The organism is Paenibacillus sp. (assembly GCF_035645235.1).
In the GTDB taxonomy this organism is placed as follows: domain Bacteria; phylum Bacillota; class Bacilli; order Paenibacillales; family YIM-B00363; genus Paenibacillus_AE.
Map to the genome: position 1 here is coordinate 1 of NZ_DASQMZ010000200.1, position 20,289 is coordinate 20,289.

The 20,289-nt window shown below is 62.9% G+C and carries 18 protein-coding genes; 4 read left to right on the forward strand and 14 right to left on the reverse strand.

The window, feature by feature from the left end; all coding sequences use genetic code 11:
- The coding region (locus VEZ38_RS18755; RefSeq protein ID WP_324896233.1) for an aminoglycoside phosphotransferase family protein at positions 1–684 on the reverse strand (684 nt) is incomplete at its 3' end.
- Between the two features lie 182 nt (positions 685–866).
- Between VEZ38_RS18755 and VEZ38_RS20685 the strand changes: the two genes are divergently transcribed.
- The 3 genes from VEZ38_RS20685 (at position 867) to VEZ38_RS18770 (ending at position 4,874) form a co-directional block, all read left to right on the forward strand.
- Positions 867–3,914 carry a HEAT repeat domain-containing protein gene (locus VEZ38_RS20685; RefSeq protein ID WP_324896235.1) on the forward strand — a complete coding sequence of 1,016 codons (3,048 nt, stop codon included), beginning with the start codon at positions 867–869 and terminating at the stop codon, positions 3,912–3,914.
- 134 nt (positions 3,915–4,048) lie between these two features.
- On the forward strand, positions 4,049–4,192 hold the full coding sequence (locus VEZ38_RS18765; RefSeq protein WP_324896237.1) for a hypothetical protein: 144 nt from the start codon (positions 4,049–4,051) through the stop codon (positions 4,190–4,192).
- A gap of 25 nt (positions 4,193–4,217) precedes the next feature.
- Complete coding sequence (locus VEZ38_RS18770; protein ID WP_324896239.1) at positions 4,218–4,874, forward strand: FMN-dependent NADH-azoreductase; 657 nt, start codon at positions 4,218–4,220, stop codon at positions 4,872–4,874.
- Between the two features lie 45 nt (positions 4,875–4,919).
- Here the strand turns inward: VEZ38_RS18770 and VEZ38_RS18775 are convergent, their stop codons facing one another.
- Positions 4,920–5,219 carry a hypothetical protein gene (locus VEZ38_RS18775; RefSeq protein ID WP_324896241.1) on the reverse strand — a complete coding sequence of 100 codons (300 nt, stop codon included), beginning with the start codon at positions 5,217–5,219 and terminating at the stop codon, positions 4,920–4,922.
- Between the two features lie 176 nt (positions 5,220–5,395).
- Here VEZ38_RS18775 and VEZ38_RS18780 point away from each other — a divergent pair, with 176 nt between their 5' ends.
- The gene (locus tag VEZ38_RS18780; RefSeq protein ID WP_324896243.1) at positions 5,396–6,091 is read left to right on the forward strand and encodes a DUF4386 domain-containing protein; all 696 of its coding nucleotides are present in this window, start codon (positions 5,396–5,398) and stop codon (positions 6,089–6,091) included.
- On the opposite strand, the gene VEZ38_RS18785 is transcribed toward VEZ38_RS18780, so the two are convergent.
- From VEZ38_RS18785 to purB, 12 genes are all read right to left on the reverse strand, one after another.
- A complete protein-coding gene (locus VEZ38_RS18785) occupies positions 6,066–6,644 on the reverse strand; it encodes a Crp/Fnr family transcriptional regulator (RefSeq protein ID WP_324896244.1) in 579 nt (192 codons plus the stop codon). The two genes, VEZ38_RS18780 and VEZ38_RS18785, sit on opposite strands and share 26 nt — an antisense overlap.
- A gap of 119 nt (positions 6,645–6,763) precedes the next feature.
- Positions 6,764–8,212 (reverse strand): DEAD/DEAH box helicase, encoded by a 1,449-nt coding sequence (locus VEZ38_RS18790; RefSeq protein ID WP_324896246.1) that lies wholly within the window; start codon positions 8,210–8,212, stop codon positions 6,764–6,766.
- 140 nt (positions 8,213–8,352) lie between these two features.
- Positions 8,353–9,615, reverse strand: coding sequence for a phosphoribosylamine--glycine ligase (gene purD, locus VEZ38_RS18795; RefSeq protein ID WP_324896248.1), 1,263 nt, complete (start codon positions 9,613–9,615; stop codon positions 8,353–8,355).
- Between the two features lie 32 nt (positions 9,616–9,647).
- Positions 9,648–11,186, reverse strand: a complete 1,539-nt coding sequence (purH, locus tag VEZ38_RS18800) for a bifunctional phosphoribosylaminoimidazolecarboxamide formyltransferase/IMP cyclohydrolase (protein ID WP_324896250.1) — start codon at positions 11,184–11,186, stop codon at positions 9,648–9,650.
- A 241-nt stretch (positions 11,187–11,427) separates the two neighbouring features.
- Positions 11,428–12,060 (reverse strand): phosphoribosylglycinamide formyltransferase, encoded by a 633-nt coding sequence (gene purN / locus VEZ38_RS18805; RefSeq protein WP_324896252.1) that lies wholly within the window; start codon positions 12,058–12,060, stop codon positions 11,428–11,430.
- A 1-nt stretch (position 12,061) separates the two neighbouring features.
- Positions 12,062–13,108, reverse strand: a complete 1,047-nt coding sequence (gene purM, locus VEZ38_RS18810) for a phosphoribosylformylglycinamidine cyclo-ligase (protein ID WP_324896254.1) — start codon at positions 13,106–13,108, stop codon at positions 12,062–12,064.
- Positions 13,109–13,431: 323 nt separating this feature from the next.
- A complete protein-coding gene (purF, locus tag VEZ38_RS18815; protein ID WP_414694740.1) occupies positions 13,432–15,006 on the reverse strand; it encodes an amidophosphoribosyltransferase in 1,575 nt (524 codons plus the stop codon).
- Positions 14,973–17,222 (reverse strand): phosphoribosylformylglycinamidine synthase subunit PurL, encoded by a 2,250-nt coding sequence (gene purL / locus VEZ38_RS18820; RefSeq protein WP_324896257.1) that lies wholly within the window; start codon positions 17,220–17,222, stop codon positions 14,973–14,975. The genes purF and purL overlap by 34 nt, the downstream gene beginning before the upstream one ends.
- Complete coding sequence (gene purQ, locus VEZ38_RS18825) at positions 17,203–17,895, reverse strand: phosphoribosylformylglycinamidine synthase subunit PurQ (protein ID WP_324896265.1); 693 nt, start codon at positions 17,893–17,895, stop codon at positions 17,203–17,205. Before purQ ends, purL begins: the two co-directional genes overlap by 20 nt.
- Before the next feature lie 12 nt (positions 17,896–17,907).
- Entirely contained in the window at positions 17,908–18,153 is a 246-nt protein-coding gene (purS, locus tag VEZ38_RS18830; protein ID WP_309123399.1) for a phosphoribosylformylglycinamidine synthase subunit PurS, read from the reverse strand.
- Positions 18,154–18,182: 29 nt separating this feature from the next.
- Complete coding sequence (locus VEZ38_RS18835) at positions 18,183–19,082, reverse strand: phosphoribosylaminoimidazolesuccinocarboxamide synthase (RefSeq protein ID WP_324896261.1); 900 nt, start codon at positions 19,080–19,082, stop codon at positions 18,183–18,185.
- Between the two features lie 15 nt (positions 19,083–19,097).
- Positions 19,098–20,289: adenylosuccinate lyase (purB, locus tag VEZ38_RS18840; RefSeq protein ID WP_324896263.1), on the reverse strand; the 1,192-nt coding region annotated here is incomplete at its 5' end.

Consider the following 20,289-nt stretch of genomic DNA (forward strand, 5'->3'; position numbering starts at 1 on the left):
CGGATCGACGAATTTCCACGCCCGCCCCTCCCCCGAGACGTCGCGCAGCGCGTTGCCGCTGTGCGCGTCCCCATGAACCAGGACGGACGAGGCCGGGTCGTACGCCGCCCGCCGGGACGCCGCGAACGCGAGCGCCCGGTCGAGCGCGCGCCGGCCGCACGGCGGCTGAAGCGCCCCCCACCGCTCGGCGATAAAGCCTGCGTGCCAGTCGGCTATGGCGGCGCCCGTCGGCAGCGGCGCGCCGTCGGGCACCTTCGCCCAAGACGCGCGGAGCGCCGCGCACAGCGCGGACCGCTGTTCCTCCGGCGGCAGGCCCGCTTCGCTCAGCGGCTCCCCGAGCCGCTCCAGCAGCATCGCGCGGCCCGGCGCGTCGCAGGCGATCAATGCCGCATACCCGCGGCCGTCCGCGAGGCGAAGGGCGAGGGCTTCGTTTTCGAACGAACCGTTCCCTTCCATCTCCGGCATGGCGAGCTTCAAGACGACGCTGCGCCCATCTCGGGTCGTCGCCTCCGCCACGAACGCCTCCGAGCCTCCGCTCATGGCGTTCCCCGCCGCGATGCCCCATTCCCGCTCGAGCCGCTCGACGAGGTCGCCGAGTCCGTCGAGCCAAGCCGCTCCCGTCTCTCCCAGCATGCCGCACTTCGCCAGCACCGACGCCGGCACCCGTAACGTCCGCTTTCGCATCCGCTGCCCCTTCCTTCCGCCCGAATCCGCAATTGACCCGCCCCAAAAGTCGTCCCCTGCGCCGAAAGACTCGGACTTTCTATAGTCACTTCTTCCTATAGTCATTATAATGGTAGGCAGAGCCACGGCATACCCAAGGAACGCCCGAAAAAACCGACGACTAGAAGAGGTAGAACTACGATATGAACGATCGACTTCTCAGATGGGCGGGCGTCAAACCGGAGGATCATCGAAAGCTATTCGCGCTCGGGCCGATATTTTTCTTGTGCGGCATCGCGGAGATGCTGACGTTCAACGGTTACGTCACGCTGTTTAACGAGCGACTCGGCAGCGAGTATTTGCCTTACGTGTATATGGCCGAGGCGGTCATCCTGCCCGTCGAAGCTTGGCTGCTGTCCTGGCTGACCGGCAAGCTCACGAAGCCGCAGCTGATGCGCGCGATGTTTCTGATTTTATTCGCCGTCGTCGCGGTCAACGCGGCCGTGCTTCTCTGCTTCCGGCTGACGGGCGCGGAGGTTCGCTGGTATTACCCGTTCCTCTTCCTGTCCTCCAGCTTCGTCGTGAGGCAGCAGACGATTTTGCTTTGGAGCCTCGCCATCGACCTTTGCCCTACGCAGCAATCGAAGCGGCTGATGCCGTTATTCGTCTCCGGCGCGGCGTCTGGCGGCATCGTGGCCGGCCTGCTTGCGCTCGGCGTCAGCCCGCTGCTCGGCCCCGACGCGGTGTATGTGCTCGCGCCGCTGTTTTTGCTGGCCGGCGCGCCGAATTACTGGAAGGCGATTCACCGTTACTTGGTGCCGCTCACCTTGAAGGCGACGGGGTCGGGCGACGGCGAGACGGACATCAACGCGTCTACATACTACTACAAGAAGTCGTTCACTTGGCCGTACATGCTGGTTGCCATGGCCGTCATGACCGCCATGCCTGCGCTGTACTTCCTGATGGAGTACGAATTCTTGAACGTGACGCGCGCCATCTATACGAACGAATCCGAGTTCGGCGCATTCTTCGGCCTGGTCACCGCGCTGCTTTTTACGCTTGCGCTGGCGCTGCAAGCGTTTTCGAATCGGATATCCGCTTGGATCGGGCCTTCGAACATGCTCGTGGCCATCTCCGCGGTGTTCGGAGCCGGCTTTCTCTTGGTCGCGCTGTCGCTGCCGACCCCGGTCATTCTGTACGCGATTTCGCTATCGTACATGTTCTATTATTTATTGCTGTACTATTTCGCGGAGCCGGCGAACCAGATGTATTTCAAGCTGCTCCCGATCTCGCAGCGGGACGGCTTCCGCTACGTCGTGCAGGGGGTGTCCGCGTCGGCCGGCATCGCCCTCGGCGCGCTGCTGCAATGGCTTCATGCCGGCCTCGGCATGGATTTGCGTACGTTGGCTTGGGTCGGCGCGGCCGCGGCCGGAGGACTCGTGCTGCTCGCCCGATACGGAAGGCAGCTATACATGCGCGAGCTCATCCGAAGCGTGCAGTCGATGACGGCGGCGGACGGCGTGTCCGCCGACGCGTTCCGGGAGTTTTCGCGGCACGCCCGCTTCCCCGCGCTGCTGGCGGAGATGCTCGACCATCCGAACGATTACGGACGCGAGGTCGCGTTAGAGCTCATCCGCCGGTATCGGCCCGGCGGCTTCGAGCCGAAGCTGCTGCAGCTGTTGACGCATCCGAGCTCCCGGCTCCGGATGGCCGCCCTTCGCGCATTGGATGCGTCGGCGGCGGGGCCGGAGGCGCTCTCCCGCGTCGCCGCTCTGTTGGACGACCCCGACCATCACGTGCGGGCGGAGGCGATTCGCCTGATGGGCCGGGCGAACGCCGCGGTCGGCGACGCGGCCCGGTGGGTGCGGACGAAGCTGCAGGACGACCATCCGCTCGTCCTGGCCGAAGCGGTGAAAGCCTTGTTCCTGCTGAAAGACGAGGCGAGCTTCGGTGCCTGCTGCGAGCGCATCGAGCGGCTGCTGCAGGAGGGCGGCGAATCGGCCGTCGCGATCGTGAACGCCGTGGGCGAGCTGAAGCTGGATCGGTACCTCCCCGAGGTCGTGCGGCTGCTGCAGGACCCGAGCCCGGCGCTTCGCGCGGCGGCGATCGAAAGCTTGGGCCTGCTCCGCCACACGCCGGCCGTTCCGCTGCTGCTGGAGCATCTGGAGCGGGCGGAACCGATGCTGCAGGAGGCGACGAAGGACGCTTGGATTCGAATGGGCGACGACATCGTCCCGCCGCTGCTGGCGGCGCTGCCCGACGCCCCGCCCCGCGTATGGGCCGTCGCGGTGCGTACGCTCGCGTCGATGCTGAGCGAGGACGGCTGCCGCCAGTCGCTCGTGCCGGAGGCGGTTCGGATGCTCCAATCGCTGTGGAGCAACCGGCCGCTGCCCGCGGCGCTGCGGGCGCGCGCCGACGACGGCTTCGCGGGGATCGCCGAGCTGCGGCTCGAGGAGCTTCGGCGCATCGCGCTCGACGCCGCTTGGGCCGTGATGGCGCGGCTGATGGACGATACCGTCGCGCAGGCGATCCGGGCCGCGACGGAGGACGCGGACGAAGAGGTGCGCGACAGCGGCATCGAGGCGCTCGCCGAAGGCGTCGGGGACGGCCGGCTGACGGCCGCCTTGCTGCGGCAGCTGTCGTCTTGGGACGAGGAGCCGGCACTGCCGGCCGACCCGGCAGCCGATGCGCTGCGGGCGGCGAGGGAAAGCCGCGATCCGTGGCTGGAACGGCTCGCGGCTTATGCATTCGAAGGAGAGGAGGAACGCCGAATGGGCAAGGACAAGGACGAGCGGCAATTGTTCGGTTTACTCGAAAAAGTCGTCTTCTTAAAGCAAGTGCCCTTCTTCTCGCAGCTGTCGCTGGACGAATTGGGGCGCGTGGCGGAGATCGCGGAGGAGCGCTTCCACCCGGAGGGCACCCGCATCTTCACGCAAGGCACGGCCAACAAGACGATGGGCGTCGTCGTCGAAGGACGCGTCGACGTCACCGTGCAGACGCCGGCCGGCGAACAATTCAAAGTGTCCGAGCTCGGCCCGAACGCCGTGTACGGAGAATCTTCGTCGTTATACGGCACGCTGACGACGGCGAGCGGAACGGCCGCCGGCGGGGAGCTTCGCATCCTGTCGCTGAACGGCGATGCGCTGTCGAAGCTCATCCAGCTGTATCCCGGCATCGGGATCGGCGTTCTTCGCGCCGCGTTCGACCGCGTCCGCAAGCTGGAAATGACGATCGCGTCCAGCACGCAATAATAGAACAACCTACATCTTTCATGCGCGCTTCGTTCGTCGAAGCGCGCATGTTTTTTTTGCGTTATCGCGTACGTGCGGCTTGCGCATGCTTTCGCGCCGCAGGGGAATACTTCTCTCGGAAGGAGGGATTTCCCTTGTTTATTTACGGCAAAGACATCCCGTTGGAGGATGCGTTCCTGGAGGGAGGCGCGGAAGCCGGACCGGCCGGTCCCGTCCAGCCGCTGGAGTATGTGTTCGAGTACGGCAAAGACATCTTCCCGGAGCCGTCGGAGGAGTAACATTTTCAAAGAAAGCGGGGTCCCTATGGAGAAGTTGTTGTACATTACCGCCAATCCGAAGGCCGAGGAGCAATCGTACAGCCTCTCGGTCGGGCGAGCGTTCCTTGATGCCTATCGCGGCGAGAAGCCCGACGCCGACATCGTCGAGCTCGATTTGTATCAAACCCATATTCCGCACATCGATACCGACGTGTTCAGCGGATGGGGCAAGCTGCAGCAGGGCAAAGCGTTCGACGAGCTGTCGGAGGACGAGAAAGCGAAGGTCGCCCGCATCAACCAGCTGACCGACCAATTCATCGCCGCGGACAAATACGTATTCGTTACGCCGCTATGGAACTTCAGCTTCCCGCCCCTCGTGAAGGCGTACATCGATACGATCTGCATCGCGGGCAAGACGTTCCGGTATACGGCGGAAGGCCCGGTCGGCTTGCTGACGGACAAGAAGGCGGTCCACATTCAGGCGCGGGGCGGGATCTATTCGGAGGGGCCGGCGAAGGACATGGAGTTCGGGGATCGGTACTTGCGCACGATCTTCGGGTTTATCGGCATCCGCGACGTGGAGACGATCGTCGTCGAAGGGATGGCGCAGCAGCAGGATCAAGCCGAGGCGATCAAATCGCGAGCGATCGCGGCCGCGAAGGAAGCCGCGCGCCGGTTCGCGACGCAGCCGGTACGTGCGTAACGCCCCTAGTCGGCCAGCCCTAGGCGAGTGCGTCTAGGGCTGTTCTTATGCCTGCGAAAGGTACAGCAACCGATCCGTCAGTTCCCTTGCCCACGCTTCGTCCCCTGTGTCCAACGCCAGATCGATCAGGAAACGAAGGCTTTCCTTATAGGGAAGCGTCACGAAATCGAACTCGCTCGGCAGCGCGACGCGGCACCCGTCCGCCGCGCGAAACACATAGACGGGTTGCTGCATGCAGTACTCCAACCGGCGGAATTCGACGACTTCCCCCTGCAAGGGATGATTCTCCCGCGTCACCACGCAAGCATCGCCTTCGCGCAGCCGAACGTATACGCGCAAGTACATTCGTTCGTACGCCTCCCCGGATGAATTCGTTCCTGCTTATTTTCTGCAAGCGCTTCCCAACTCCCTGCACGACCGAACTGGGAATTCCCCCCTCTTGACGAAAGTCAATGCGCGCCCTCCCGCTTCCCGGTACAATAAACCTCAAAATTACATTCGAATTCCGGGAGGAAATTCATATGGATCAACGGATCGCGGCCACGACGGCCGGCGTCTCGCTGCTCGTCATGGCGGCGGCCGCGGCTTTCTCGTACGGCGCCGTTCACGCAAGTTTGATCGTGCCGGGGGATGCCGCCGCCACCTTCGAGCGCCTCGTCTCGGCGGACGCGCTCTTTCGGGCCGGCTTATTCGGTTGGTTTGTCATTTTGCTTTGCGATATCGTCGCGGCATGGGCGTTGTATTGGTATTTGCGCCCCGTCCATGCCGGTTCGGCGTTGTTGGCCGCTTGGATGCGCCTCGCGTATGCAGCCGTTCTGGGCGTCGCGATCTGCTGCCTTGCCGCGGTCTCGCTGCTGACAGGCTCGCCTGCGCCGGGGAATCCGGCATCTTTGCCGACGGAGACGGCGGCGGCGCTCGCGGCGCTCGGCCTCGCGACGTTCGAGCTCGTCTGGTCGATCGGATTGATCGTCTTCGCCGCGCATCTGGCGGTGCTCGGTTGGACGACGCTTCGCACCTCTCGCATCCCGAAGTTCGTCGGCCTTCTTCTCCTGTTCGCTGCGGCCGGCTACGCCGTCGTTCACCTCGGCTCGGCGTTTCTGCCGCAGTACGGCGCAACCGTCTCTCTCCTGGAAAAGGCGTTCAGCCTGCCCATGATCGCGGGCGAGCTGGCGCTTGCGGGATGGCTGCTATTTAGAGGCGGGGAAGCCGTTTCTTGATGCGGCTGAGCGATTCCGGCGTCATGCCGAGATAACTCGCCAACTGATGCTGGGGCACGCGGTCGACGAGCCCCGGCCGCCTCCGCAGCAGCGACGCGAACCGCTCCTCCGGCGACGACGCGACGAAGGCGGCGAACTCCTCCTGCATGCTTGCGAAGTTCAGCTCGATCATCCGCCGCGTCATATGCTCGAGTTGGCCGTGCTTCGCGTACATCGCCTGCTCCGCGCTCAAATCCCCTACCACCAATTCGCAATCCTCCACGCAAGCGTACGTATATTTGGACGTAGCATCGACATGATGCCGGTCGAGCATCATCACGGCTTGCTCCTCCGTGTAAAAATTCGACGTAATTTCTCGCCCCGCTTCGTCGACCGCGTATTGGCGAATACAGCCCTTTATGACGAAAAAGCATTCCCGCGGCGCTTCGCCCTGCCGCAGCAGAACGGTACCTTTCGGGAACGCCGCAACCTTGATTTCGTTTAGGATCGCTGCTTGCTCGGTATCGTCGAGCGTCGTAAAGCGCGTTAAATATTTGCGGAGCGTATCTTTCATTCCGTGTCGTATCCCCTTAATAATGATATGGAACGTATTCGACGGAAACGGCGATACTCCTGTCCGCGAGCGCGGCTCGGGCAGCCCGCGCCGTATTTATTAGACTACCGCAGGTCATTCTACGCCCTGTTCGCTTCTTGCACCTTAAGCAGTTTCCCTTTAACCGTCGTATCCTGCATCATATGAAGCACTAGTCGGCCTTTCCCGTTGAGAATATCCACATAGGAAGCGTTCTCCTCTATCGTGATAATTCCGATGTCTTCCGCCGATACGCCTTCGATCTTGGCGATCGTGCCGACCAAGTCCACGGCTCTGATCTTCTTTTTCTTCCCGCCGTTAAAATACAGCTTCATGACATCTTGACCCGAACGGGAGCCCTTGTCCTTCTTTAGGGCTGTCTGCTTTTGCATCTTCGCTTCGAAAGCGGCCTTCCCCTCCGTCACCGCTTCTTTGGAAGGACTTGTTTTCCTAGGGATCTCGAACCCGATATATTTTTCGATGTTGTTCACGAATTTCTCCTCGTTCGGCGTCGCGAAGGAGATCGCTTTCCCCGTATGGCCGGCCCGGCCCGTTCGGCCCGTCCGGTGCACATAGCTTTCATTTTCCAATGGAAGGTCGTAGTTCAGCACAAGACTGATGCTTTCGATATCGATTCCTCTCGCGGCTACATCCGTCGCGATCAAATAGCGGAATTCCCCTCGCTTGAACGCGTTCATAACGTGCGAGCGTTCGTCCTGCTCCATTCCGCCATGAATTCTGTTACAAGGGTATCCCCGCTTGTCCAATTCTTGAAACACAACCTCGACTCGGGTCTGCGTTCGGCAAAAGATTATACAGCTGTCCGGATTTTCGACCACGGTGACGGCCCGAAGCAGCTGAAGCTTGTTCTCGTCTTTGACCGTATAAAGCGAATGTTCGATTTGGCTCGTCGCTTTCCCCACTGTCTTTACCTCGATGTCCAGCGGCTGATTCATATACCGGTGACATAAATTCTCGACGTCTTTGGGTAGCGTCGCCGAGAACAGCATGGTCATTCGATCCTTGGGCAGTTCGCGGATAATGTTCTCCACCTGCTCGATAAATCCCATGTTCAGCATTTCGTCGGCTTCGTCGATGACAAGGAATTTCACTTGCTCCAGGTCGACGGTTTGTTTCTCGATATGATCCATCACCCGGCCGGGCGTACCGACGACAACGTGGTTTCGGTACGTCAGTTGCATCTTTTGCCTGGCGAAGGGCTGCTTCCCGTAAATCGCGATAGCCTTGATCCGTTTATATTTGCCGATATTCAAGATGTCCTGTGTGACTTGATCGGCAAGCTCGCGCGTCGGCGTCAAAATCAAAGCCTGCGGCCGGCTTTCCTCCCACTCGACCATTTGGCAGATCGGGATGCCGTTAGCCGCGGTTTTTCCGCTGCCCGTACGTGATTTCACGGTCATATCCTTTCTCTCGAGCGCGGGAGGGATCACGCTGCTTTGCACTTCCGTCGGCTTCTCATATCCCAAGTGATCCAAGGCGCGGAGAATCGTCTCGCTTAATTGATATTCCTTAAAGCTTCGCTCATCCATAAACTAACCCCTTTGCGGTTAAACGCCAGTTTGCGCAATTGTACTCCATAACACCTGATTTCCGCTCCTCGGAACGGCAACGAATCCGCCCATAAACAAAAGGAGCGCCGCCCCCAAAAGAAGCAACGCTCCTACCGCACTTACAACGCTTTCTTGCCGATATCCGTCCGGTACTGTTTGCCCTCGTAGCGGATGCGGTCGACGTCGGTGTACGCCTTGCGGCGGGCTTCGTCAATCGTCGCGCCCGTGGCGGTAACGCCGAGCAGGCGGCCGCCGTTCGTGACGACGCGGCCTTCCGCGTCCAGCGACGTGCCCGCGTGGAACACGGTCGACTCCGTCACCGCATCCAACCCCTCGATGACGTCGCCCTTCTTGTAACTGCCCGGGTAGCCCCCGGCGGCGAGCACGACGCATACCGCGGACTCGTCGCTCCACTTCGGCTGCACTTCCGCGAGGCGGCCTTCCACCGTCGCGAGGAACAGCTCGAGCAGATCCGACTCGAGGCGCGACAGCACGACCTGCGTCTCAGGGTCTCCGAAGCGGCAGTTGAACTCGATCGTCTTCGGCTTGCCCTCGGGCGTGATCATGAGGCCCGCGAACAGCACGCCCCGGAACGACCGGCCTTCGGCGACCATCGCCCGCGCCGTCGGCTCGATGATCGTGCGCACCGCCTCGTCGTACACCGACTTCGGCATGTGCGGCACCGGCGAATACGTGCCCATGCCGCCCGTGTTCGGGCCCTTGTCGTTGTCGAAGATCGGCTTATGGTCCTGCGCTTCCGGCATCGGGCGAACCGTCTCGCCGTCGACGAAGCTGAGAATGCTCATTTCTTGTCCGAAAAGGCACTCCTCAATGACGACCTTATCCCCCGCCTGGCCGAACGCCTTATCGAGCATGATCGTTCGGAGCGCCTCTTCGGCTTCCTCCAGCGTTTGCGCGACGGTGACGCCCTTGCCCGCAGCTAAACCGTCTGCCTTAATGACGATCGGCGCGCCCTGCGCCTTCACGTACGCGAGCGCCTCGTCGAACGACGCGAACGTCTCGTACGCCGCCGTCGGGATGCCGTACTTCTTCATGAGGTCCTTCGTGAACGATTTCGACCCTTCGATGATCGCCGCCGCCTTGCTCGGGCCGAACACCCGGATGCCCGCCGCTTCGAACGCGTCCGCGATGCCTTCGAACAGCGGATCCTCGGGGCCGATGACAGCGAGGTCGATGGCATTGTCCTTCGCCCAGGCCGTCAGCTTGTCGAACTCGCCTTCGTTGATCGGCACGTTCGTCGCCACCTCGGCGATGCCGGCGTTGCCCGGCGCGCAGTACAGCTTGCTCACCTTCGGGCTATGGCTCAGCTTCCAGCAAATCGTGTGCTCGCGACCGCCGCGGCCTACTACGAGAATGTTCATGCGCGTGTCGTCCCCTTTTCCCGGAAAAAGATTTAGTGCTTAAAGTGGCGAACGCCCGTGAACACCATCGCGATGCCGGCCGCGTTCGCCGCCGCGATCGATTCCTCGTCCTTGATCGAGCCGCCCGGCTGGATGATCGCCTTCACGCCGTATTTCGCCGCGAGCTCGACCGTGTCGCCCATCGGGAAGAACGCGTCGGACGCGAGCGCCGCGCCTTGCGCTTTCTCGCCCGCCTGCTCGAGCGCGATGCGCGCCGAGCCGACGCGGTTCATCTGACCGGCGCCGATGCCGATCGTCATGTTTCCGTTCGCGAGCGCGATCGCGTTCGACTTCACGTGCTTGACGACTTTCCACGCGAATAGCAGCTGCTTCAGCTCTTCCTCGGTCGGCGCGCGCTCCGTGACGACCTTCAGGTCCGCCGCCGTCAGCTGCTTCTTGTCCGTCTCCTGCAGCAGCATGCCGCCTTCGACGGACGTGACGACGTACTTGTCCTCCGTCGGCACGAACGGAAGCTTGAGGAGTCGGATGTTCTTCTTCTTCGTCAACGTCTCGAGCGCCTCCGGCGCGAAGTCCGGCGCGATGACGATCTCGAGGAAAATTTCGTTTAGCTTCGCTGCGGTCTGCGCGTCCACCGGACGGTTGAGCGCGACGATGCCGCCGAAAATCGACGTCGGATCGGCTTCGTAGGCTTTCGTATAGGCTTCGAAAATGTCGCTCCCGATCCCCACGCCGCACGGATTCATATGCTTGACCGCGACGGCCGCCGGCTCGTCGGTGAACTCGCGCAAAATCTGCAGCGCCGCGTTCGCGTCGTTAATGTTATTGTAGCTTAGCTCCTTGCCGTGCAGCTGCTCCGCGTTCGCGAGGCTGCCCGCGCCGGCGAGCGGCTTCTTGTAGAAGGCAGCCGCTTGATGCGGATTTTCGCCGTAGCGGAGGTCTTGCACCTTTTCGTAGGTAACCGTCACTCGCTCCGGCAGCGTCTCGCCGAGCTTCGTCGTGAGGTAGTCTCCGATAAGCGCATCGTAGGCGGAGGTGTGGCGGAACGTCTTGGCGGCCAGCTTCTTCCGGGTATCGAGCGTCGTATCGCCGTGCGTCCGGAGCTCTTCGAGCACCTGCGGGTAGTCCGCCGCGTCGACGACAACCGTGACGAAGGCATGGTTCTTAGCGGCGCTTCGCAGCATGGATGGACCGCCGATGTCGATATTTTCGATGGCGTCCTCGTAGGATACGTTCGGCTTCGCGATCGTCTGCTGGAACGGATATAGATTCACCGCGACCAGATCGATATAGCCGAGGTTCAGCTCCTGCATCTGCTTTCGGTGCTCCTCGCTGTCCCGCACGGAGAGCAGGCCGCTGTGCACCGCCGGGTGCAGCGTCTTCACGCGTCCGTCGAGAATTTCCGGGAACCCCGTCACGTCGCTGATGCCCGTTACCGGAATGCCTTTGCTCTCGAACAGCGTCTTCGTCCCGCCGGTGCTAATAATTTCGAAGCCCAGCTTTACCAGCTCCGCCGCGAAGGCGTCGATGCCGGTTTTGTCCGAGACGCTGATGAGCGCCCTTTTGTTCGCCACAATAGGTACCTCCTAGATTTGTTTGGATATATGTATGCCCCGCGGTCGGGTTTCGAGCGTTTCGTCTCATTCCTTCGCGGGGTTAACCTTCGATGTCGTTGAGTATTCAGGCCGTCGACCTTTCGCTGCGGCAAACTTCTGTCCCGTCTCGCCGTGCACGTACCCCGGGCTGCGTCGCGACGGCTAGCTAGCTATTACGAACTACGCTCTCCGCGAGCCTTTCCAACTTGTTTCCCTCTGCTCAGTCGAAGCGCAGGCCGCCCTCGATCGTAACGCGCCGGCCGTCGAGGCGGATGCGATTCTCCGCGAACGCGCGGACGACGGCCGGGTACAGCCGGTGCTCGATCGCCTGCACGCGCGGGAACAGCGTCTCCGGCGTATCGTCCGATCGAACCGGGATCGCCTCCTGCGCGATGATCGCGCCGCTGTCCATGCCCCCGTCGACGTAATGCACCGTCACCCCGGCCACCTTCGCGCCGTACGCCAGCGCTTGCTCGACGGCATGCAGCCCCGGGAAAGCAGGCAACAGCGAAGGATGAATGTTAAGAATCCGATTCGGGAACGCGTCGAGCAGCGTAGCGGTGATTAGGCGCATGTAGCCGGCGAGCACGACGAAGTCGATACCGCGCTCGCGCAGCTCGCGAACGACGTCCGCCTCGTACGCCTCTCGCGAGTCGTACTGCTTCGGACGCACCGCGAGCACGGGCACGCCGAGGCGCTCCGCGCGTTCGATCGCGCGGGCGCCCGGCTTGTCGCAGACGAGGAGCGCGACTTCGTAAGGCGAGTCGGCATCCCCGGCGGCAGCCGTCGCCACCGCCTCGAAGTTCGAGCCGGAGCCCGAGGCGAATACGGCGATCCGCTTGCGTTGGGCCATGTTACGCCTCGGCTCCTTCGAAGGTGACGACGCCGGTGCCTTCGGTGATAACCCCTATTTCATACGGCGTCTCGCCCGCGGCGGTCAATGCGTTCATCGCCGCCTCGCGCTCGTCCGCCGGCACGACGATGACGTACCCGATGCCCATGTTGAACGTCCGGTAGCAATCGTCATGCGTCAGCGAGCCCTCGGCGCGAAGCAGGCCGAAGATCGGCGGCATCGGCCACGAGCCGAGACGAATGTGCGCGTTGACGTTCGACGGCAGCACGCGCGGGATGTTTTCGATGAAGCCGCCGCCCGTAATGTGCGCCATGCCGCGCACCGCGACGGACTCGATCAGCTTCAGCACCGGCTTGACGTAGATGCGCGTCGGGGCGAGCAACGCTTCGCCGAGCGAGACGCCTTCGCCTAGTGCCGGCACGACGTCGTTCACGCCGTACTTGCCGCTGTCGAGGAGCAGCTTGCGCACCAAGGAGAAGCCGTTGCTGTGCACGCCGCTCGACGCAAGACCGATGACGGCGTCGCCGGCGCGGATGCCGCTGCCGTCGATCATCTTCGACTTCTCGACGACGCCGACCGTAAAGCCCGCGATGTCGTACTCGCCGTCCTGGTACATGCTCGGCATCTCGGCCGTCTCGCCGCCGATCAGCGCGCAGCCGGCCTGCACGCAGCCTTCCGCGACGCCGGCGACGATGCTCTCGACCTTGCCCGGCTCGAGCGTGCCGACCGCGAGATAGTCGAGGAAGAACAACGGCTCCGCGCCTTGTACGACGATATCGTTGACGCACATCGCGACGGCGTCGATGCCGACCGTGTCGTGCTTGTCCGCCGCGAACGCGACCTTCAGCTTCGTGCCGACGCCGTCGGTGCCGGAGACGAGGATCGGCTCCTTATACTTCTCGCGGTCCATCGCGAACAGCCCGCCGAACCCGCCGAGACCGCCGATTACTTCGGGGCGCGTCGTGCGGGCGACGTGGCGCTTCATCCGCTCCACCGCTTCGTTGCCGGCCGCGATATTGACGCCGGCTTGCTTATATGCTTCTGACACGAGCCTAGTCACCTCATTCGAAAATGAATCTTCCTCCGCCGAGCAGCTCAGTTACCGGAGAACTCCGGTAACTTGGGTCATTCCGGGCCGTTTGCGCCGCATTTACCGGAGAACTCCGGTATCTCGGGCCATTCCGGGCCGTTTGCGCCGCATTTACCGGAGAACTCCGGTAACTCGGGTCATTCCGGGTCATTGGCGCCGCATTTACCGGAAAACTCCGGTAACGACGGCCGCTCCCGCCGAATCCGACGCTGTAGCGCAATAACTTTCGCTGCAGCGACGGCGCGACCCGTTACCGCCGGCGAGCCCGCCGGGGCGAGCCGTCAGCAGCTGCCGCAGACGGCTTGCTCGGCTTCCGCCTCCGACAGCGTCGGGTACTTGTTGTCGAAGCAAGCCATGCACAGGCCGCCTTCGCCGTCCGCGCCGGGGGCGGCGCCGATCGAGTCCATCAGGCCTTCCTTGCTCAAAAAATACAACGAGTCGGCGTTGATGAGCTGCCGGATTTCCTCCACCGAATTCGAGGAGGCGATCAGCTCGCCCCGCGTCGGCGTATCGATGCCGTAAAAGCACGGGTTCGCGAAAGGCGGCGACGTGATGCGCACATGCACCTCGGTCGCGCCCGCCTCGCGCAGCAGGTTCACGATGCGGCGGGACGTCGTTCCGCGAACGATCGAGTCGTCGATCATGACGACGCGCTTGCCCTCGACGACCTTGCGCACGGCGGACAGCTTCATCTTCACGCCCTGCTCGCGCAGCTCCTGCGACGGCTGGATGAACGTCCGGCCGGTGTACCGGTTCTTGATCAGACCCAATTCATAAGGGATGCCCGTCTGCTCCGCGAAGCCGATGGCCGCGGAGATCGACGAGTCCGGCACGCCGGTGACGACGTCCGCGTCGACGAACGAGTCGCGCGCAAGCCGCTTGCCCATCTTCTTGCGCGCCGTATGGATGTTCACCTCGTCGACGTCGCTGTCCGGACGGGCGAAGTAGATGTACTCCATCGAGCACACCGCCCGCCGCGGCGCCGGCTCCGCGAACGTCTCCTCGCGTACGCCCGAAGCGTCGAACACGAGCAGCTCGCCCGGCGCCACGTCCCGCACGTACTCGGCGCCGACCGCGTCGAAGGCGCACGTCTCGGACGAGAACAGCCACGCGTCGCCGAGCCGCCCGAGCACGAACGGCCGCAGGCCGTGCGGGTCGCGCGCCGCGACCATCTTATCGTTCGTGATGAACACGAACGCGAACGCGCCGTTGAGCCGCCGCAGCGATTCGCGTACCGCATCCTCGATCGACGGCGCCTTCGACCGCGCAATCAAATGCGCCACGACCTCGGTGTCCGACGTCGTCTGGAAAATCGAGCCGGCTTCCTCGAGCTCGCGCCGAATGTCCGGCGCGTTCACGATGTTGCCGTTCGTCGCGACGGCGAGATCCCCGTCGCGCCACTTAAAGACAAGAGGCTGCGCGTTCGCCAGCTTGCTCTCGCCTGCCGTCGAATACCGGACGTGGCCGATGCCGACCTTGCCCGGCAGCGACTCGAGCCGCGGCTGGTCGAACACTTCCTTCACGAGCCCCATGCCGCGGTGATAGTGGAACTCCCGGCGATGCACCGTACAGATGCCGCCGCTCTCTTGCCCGCGGTGCTGCAGCGCATGCAAACCGTAGTAGCATAGGGACGCAGCGTCCGGATGGTTCCAGACGCCGAACACGCCGCATTCCTCGCGCAGCTTATCGAAAAACTCGCGGTCGTCGACGCCTTCGTTGAAGTAGTCGCCCGTCCACAGCTGCGGGATAGAGGAGTGAGTGCGCCTTGACGACTGCTCCGGCGAGGCCGGGCGTCGAAGCGGCGCCCGGGACGGAGACGACATTACTTCATCAGACACGGGATCGCGTCCTTCCATGTAGTTTCAAGCTTCTCGACGTCGACGTCGAGTACGGCGGAGCCGTTTACCATGACGTTCAGCTTCGTGCCGCCGACCGTGCCGAGTCGAGTGACGCGCACGCCCGCTTCGACGAGATGCATCTGCAGCGCGTCCGCTTGATCCGGACGGCAAGACAACAGCAGCCGCGATTGGGATTCGCTGAACAGCGCAACGTCGTTGCGCAGGCCGGCGACCGTCCAATCGACGTTCGCGCCGATGCCGCCGGAGATGCAGCTCTCCGCCAAAGCGACGGCCAGCCCGCCCTCGGACAAGTCGTGCGCGGAAGACACCAGCCCCCCTTGGATCGCGGACAGGACCGCCTTCTGCAACCGCTTCTCCACTTCGAGGTCGATCTGCGGCGGACGCCCTTCCGTCACGCCGTGCACGACCAATTGGAACTCGCTGCCGCCAAGCTCCGCGAACGTCTCGCCGAGCAGGAAAATCACGTCGCCAGCCGACTTGAACGCCTGCGTCGTCACGTGCTCGACGTCGTGCACGAGGCCGACCATGCCGATGACCGGCGTCGGGTAAATCGCGCCGCGCGCGTTTTCGTTGTACAAGGACACGTTTCCGCCGATGACCGGCGTATCAAGCACCCGGCACGCTTCGGACATGCCGTCCGTCGCCTTCTCAAGCTGCCAGAAAATTTCCGGCTTGTCCGGCGAACCGAAATTCAAATTATCCGTCAACGCAAGCGGCTCGCCGCCGGAGCAGACGACGTTGCGCGCCGCCTCCGCGACGGCGATGCGTCCGCCCACTTCCGGATCCAAGTACACATACCGACCGTTGCAATCCGTCGTCATCGCGAGACCCTTGCGCGTACCGTCCACGCGAACGACCGCCGCGTCGGAGCCCGGGCGCACGATCGTCGCCGTCCGCACCATATGGTCGTACTGGCCGTACACCCATTCCTTCGACGCGACCGTCGGCGACGCGAGCACCTTCAACAACGCGCCCTCGAGATCAACGACCTCGGGGTACCGAAGCGTATCGACGGAGCCGTTGCGCACGTAATACTCCGGCACGGCGGAAGGCTTGTGGTACATCGGGCAGTCGTCCACCAACGCCGTCACCGGCATATCGCCGACGACTTCGCCGTGATGGATCAGCGTCAACCGCCCCGTGTCCGTCACCTTGCCGACGATTTCGCAGAACAATCCCCAGCGGTGGAACACTTCCTTCACCGCCGCTTCGCGGTCCGGCGTCGTGACGAACAGCATGCGCTCCTGCGATTCGGAGAGCATCATCTCGTACGCCGTCATGCCCGGCTCGCGCTGCGGCACCTTGTCTAGCCACAGCTCCATGCCGTTGCCCGCCTTCGACGCCATCTCGGCCGATGAACAAGTGAGTCCCGCCGCGCCCATATCCTGAATCCCGAGCACCAGCCCGCGGTCGATGACCTCCAAACAGGCCTCCATCACGAGCTTCTCCATGAACGGATCGCCCACCTGGACCGCCGGACGCTTCGCCTCCGACTCCGCCGTCAGCTCCTCCGACGCGAACGTCGCGCCGTGGATGCCGTCGCGGCCCGTCGCCGGACCGACGTAGAACACCGGGTTGCCGATGCCCTGCGCGATGCCGCGCTGGATGTCGTCGTGATCGATGAGCCCGACGCACATCGCGTTGACGAGCGGATTGCCCTCGTACGCCTCGTCGAACATGACCTCGCCGCCGACCGTCGGGATGCCGATGCAGTTGCCGTAGCCCGCGATGCCGCTGACGACATGCTCGAACAAGTAGCGCACGCGCTCGTTCTCGAGCTTGCCGAAGCGCAAAGAATTCATCAAAGCGACCGGACGAGCCCCCATCGAGAAAATGTCCCGAATAATGCCGCCCACGCCCGTCGCCGCGCCCTGGTACGGCTCGATGGCGGACGGGTGATTATGCGATTCGATCTTGAAGACGACGGCTTGCTTATCGCCGATGTCGACGATGCCCGCGCCTTCGCCCGGTCCCATTAACACTCGCGGCCCTGTGATCGGGAACTTTTTCAAGACGACTTTCGAATTCTTATAAGAACAATGCTCCGACCACATGACGCTGAACACGCCGATCTCGGTGTAGTTCGGGAGCCGGCCGCCGAGATGCCCGATGACCTTCTCGTATTCCGCGTCCGTCATGCCCATCTGCTTATAGAGCTGCTGATCGCGGATTTGCTCCGCCGTCGGTTCCAGGTTAGCGAGCTGCTGCGCCATGTGCGGACCCCCTCCATGCTTCCAATACGGACGTGAACATACGCGAGCCGTCCTTCGAGCCGAGCAGCTCGTCGACCGCCCGCTCCGGATGCGGCATCATGCCGAGCACGTTGCCTCGTTCGTTGATAATGCCTGCGATGTCGGCGACCGAGCCGTTCGGGTTTTCCCCGGAGTAGCGGAAGACGACTTGGCGGTTCGCCTCAAGGCGCGCCAGCGTCTCGTCGTCGCAGTAATAGTTGCCTTCGCCGTGCGCGATCGGAATCGAAATGTTCTCGCCCGCCGCGTACTCGCGCGTGAACGCCGTATCGTTGTTCGCGACTTCGAGCGTCGTCGGCGCGCACTTGAACTTGAGCGAATTGTTGCGCCGCATCGCGCCCGGGAGCAGCCCGGACTCGAGCAAGATTTGGAAACCGTTGCAGATGCCGAGCACGTACTTGCCCGCCTCCGCCGCCTTGCGCACTTCCTCCATCACCGGAGAGAAACGCGCGATTGCGCCGGAGCGCAGGTAATCGCCGTACGAGAAGCCGCCCGGCACGAGAATGAGGTCGAACTTCGACAGATCCGTCGCCTGGTGCCATACGTACTCCACCGGCTGCTTGATCGTATGCTCGACCGCCTTGTAGCAGTCGATGTCGCAGTTCGAGCCCGGGAAGACGAGCACCGCTACGTTCATCGCGGACATGCCTTACTCCCCTTTCAGCTCGAAGCGGTAGTCTTCGATGACCGTATTCGCGAGCAGCTTCTCGCACATCGTGCGCACGCGCTCCTCCGCGACTTTCGCGTCGTTCGTGTCGAGGTTCAGCTCCATGTACTTGCCGATGCGAACCTCGCCGACCTCGTCGAAGCCCATCGAATGAAGCGCCCCCTGCACCGCCTTGCCTTGCGGGTCGAGCACGTTTTCCTTCACCGTTACGAATACCGTCGCTTTCATGGCTCTCGTCCAGCCTCCTCTAGAAAATGTTATCTCGTGACGCCGGTAATCCGGCGATAGATTTCTCTGTACCGCTTCGTCGTCTCCGCGACGACCGCGTCCGGCAGCGGGCCCGGCTCGCTTTCCTTGTCCCAATCCGAGTTCGCGAGGTACGTACGAACCGGCTCCTTGTCCATCGAGTCGATCTCGATGTCGAGCGCGTAGTTTTCCTCGGCCCAAAAGCGCGAGGAATCCGGCGTAAACAGCTCGTCGATCAGGATGAGCTCGCCGTCTAAGAGCCCGAACTCGAACTTGCAGTCGGCAAGAATAATGCCCCGCTCCTTTAGGCGCCCGTGCGCGTACTCGTACAGCCGGAGGCTGACGTCGCGCAGCTTCCCGGCGAGCTCGGCGCCGACCTGGCGCTGCATCTCCTCGAAGGAGATGTCTTCGTCGTGGCCGACGTCGTTTTTCGCTGCGGGCGTGAAGATCGGCTGCGGCAGCCGCGCGTTCTTGCGCGTGCCGGGGGCGAGCTCGATGCCGTTCACGGCGCCGGTTTTGACGAACTGCCGCCAGCCGCCGCCGGTCAAGTAACCGCGCACGACGCATTCGATGTCGATGCGGCGGGCCTTTTTCGTAACCATGATTCGATCTCGCAAGACTTCCTTGTCGGTCACGTAGCCGCCGAGCTTGTCGACGTCCGCGTGGACGAGATGGTTCGCGACGATCGATTCCGTCTCCTCGAACCAATGCACGCTCATCCGATTGAGTACGTTGCCTTTGTCCGGCACGGCCGGCTTTAGGATGTAGTCGAAGGCGGAGATGCGGTCGGTTACCGCGATGAGAAAATGCTCCCCAAGGTCGTACAGCTCGCGCACCTTTCCTTTATAAACGAGCGGCGCCTGGACGTATGGGACGGCGGTGGAAATCGCTTCGGGCACGTTGTTGGTCACGTCTGCCGCGCCTCCTTAGATCAGCTCGAGCCGACGGAAAATCGTGTCGACGTGCTTCAGATGCCAGCTCGGGTCGAACGCGTCCGCGATCTCTTCCGCGCTCAGCGCGGCCGTAATTTCCGGCGTGTTTTCGATAATCTCGCGGAACTGGCGCTGCGTCTCCCACGCCTGCATCGCGCGCGGCTGCACCGTATCGTACGCCTGCTCGCGGCTCCAGCCCTTGTCGATCAGCTTCGTCATGACGCGGCCGGAGAACGGCACGCCGTATGTGCGCTCCATGTTGCGCTTCATGTTTTCCGGGAATACGGTGAGGTTCTTGATGATGTTGCCGAGACGATTCAGCATGTAATTCAGCAGCTGCGTCGCGTCGGGCAGGATGACGCGCTCCGCCGACGAATGGCTGATGTCGCGCTCGTGCCACAGCGTCACGTTCTCGTACGCGGTGATCATATGGCCGCGGATGACGCGCGAGAGGCCGGAGATGTTTTCGCACCCGATCGGGTTGCGCTTGTGCGGCATCGCCGACGAGCCCTTCTGGCCCTTGGCGAACGGCTCCTCGACTTCGCGGAATTCGGACTTCTGCAGCGCCCGAATCTCCGTCGCGAACTTGTCGAGCGATGTAGCCACGAGCGCCAGCGTCGCCATGTACTCGGCGTGGCGGTCGCGCTGCAGCGTCTGCGTCGAGATCGGCGCCGGCTTGATGCCGAGCTTCTTGCACACGGACGCCTCGACGTGCGGGTCGATGTTCGCGTACGTGCCGACTGCGCCGGAAATTTTGCCGAATTGCACGCCGTCGGCCGCGTGGCGGAACCGCTCGAGGTTGCGCTTCATCTCTTCGTACCAGAGCGCGAGCTTCAGGCCGAACGTCGTCGGCTCCGCGTGCACGCCGTGCGTGCGGCCCATCATCGCGGTGTCCTTGTAGCGAACGGCTTGCTCCTTCAAAATATCGATGAATCGGATGATGTCGGCTTCGAGGATCTCGTTCGCTTGCTTGAGGAGATAGCCGAGCGCCGTATCGACGACGTCCGTCGAGGTAAGGCCGTAGTGCACCCACTTCCGCTCCGGTCCGACCGTCTCGGACACCGCGCGCGTGAACGCGATGACGTCGTGGCGCGTCTCCAGCTCGATCTCGGAGATGCGGTCGATATCGAAGCTCGCCTTGGCGCGCAGCGCTTCTACGTCCTCCTTCGGAATGACGCCGAGCTCG

Excerpts from the sequence above, each read along its gene's own strand:
- VEZ38_RS18780 (WP_324896243.1), top strand. The coding sequence starts at position 5,396 with ATGGATCAACGGATCGCGGCCACGACGGCCGGCGTCTCGCTGCTCGTC.
- purN (WP_324896252.1), bottom strand. The coding sequence starts at position 12,060 with ATGGCCCAACGCAAGCGGATCGCCGTATTCGCCTCGGGCTCCGGCTCG.
- purL (WP_324896257.1), bottom strand. The coding sequence starts at position 17,222 with ATGGCGCAGCAGCTCGCTAACCTGGAACCGACGGCGGAGCAAATCCGC.
- VEZ38_RS18770 (WP_324896239.1), top strand. The coding sequence starts at position 4,218 with ATGGAGAAGTTGTTGTACATTACCGCCAATCCGAAGGCCGAGGAGCAA.
- VEZ38_RS18775 (WP_324896241.1), bottom strand. The coding sequence starts at position 5,219 with ATGTACTTGCGCGTATACGTTCGGCTGCGCGAAGGCGATGCTTGCGTG.
- VEZ38_RS18790 (WP_324896246.1), bottom strand. The coding sequence starts at position 8,212 with ATGGATGAGCGAAGCTTTAAGGAATATCAATTAAGCGAGACGATTCTC.
- VEZ38_RS18785 (WP_324896244.1), bottom strand. The coding sequence starts at position 6,644 with ATGAAAGATACGCTCCGCAAATATTTAACGCGCTTTACGACGCTCGAC.
- VEZ38_RS20685 (WP_324896235.1), top strand. The coding sequence starts at position 867 with ATGAACGATCGACTTCTCAGATGGGCGGGCGTCAAACCGGAGGATCAT.
- purS (WP_309123399.1), bottom strand. The coding sequence starts at position 18,153 with ATGAAAGCGACGGTATTCGTAACGGTGAAGGAAAACGTGCTCGACCCG.
- purQ (WP_324896265.1), bottom strand. The coding sequence starts at position 17,895 with ATGAACGTAGCGGTGCTCGTCTTCCCGGGCTCGAACTGCGACATCGAC.
- purD (WP_324896248.1), bottom strand. The coding sequence starts at position 9,615 with ATGAACATTCTCGTAGTAGGCCGCGGCGGTCGCGAGCACACGATTTGC.
- purF (WP_414694740.1), bottom strand. The coding sequence starts at position 15,006 with ATGGAAGGACGCGATCCCGTGTCTGATGAAGTAATGTCGTCTCCGTCC.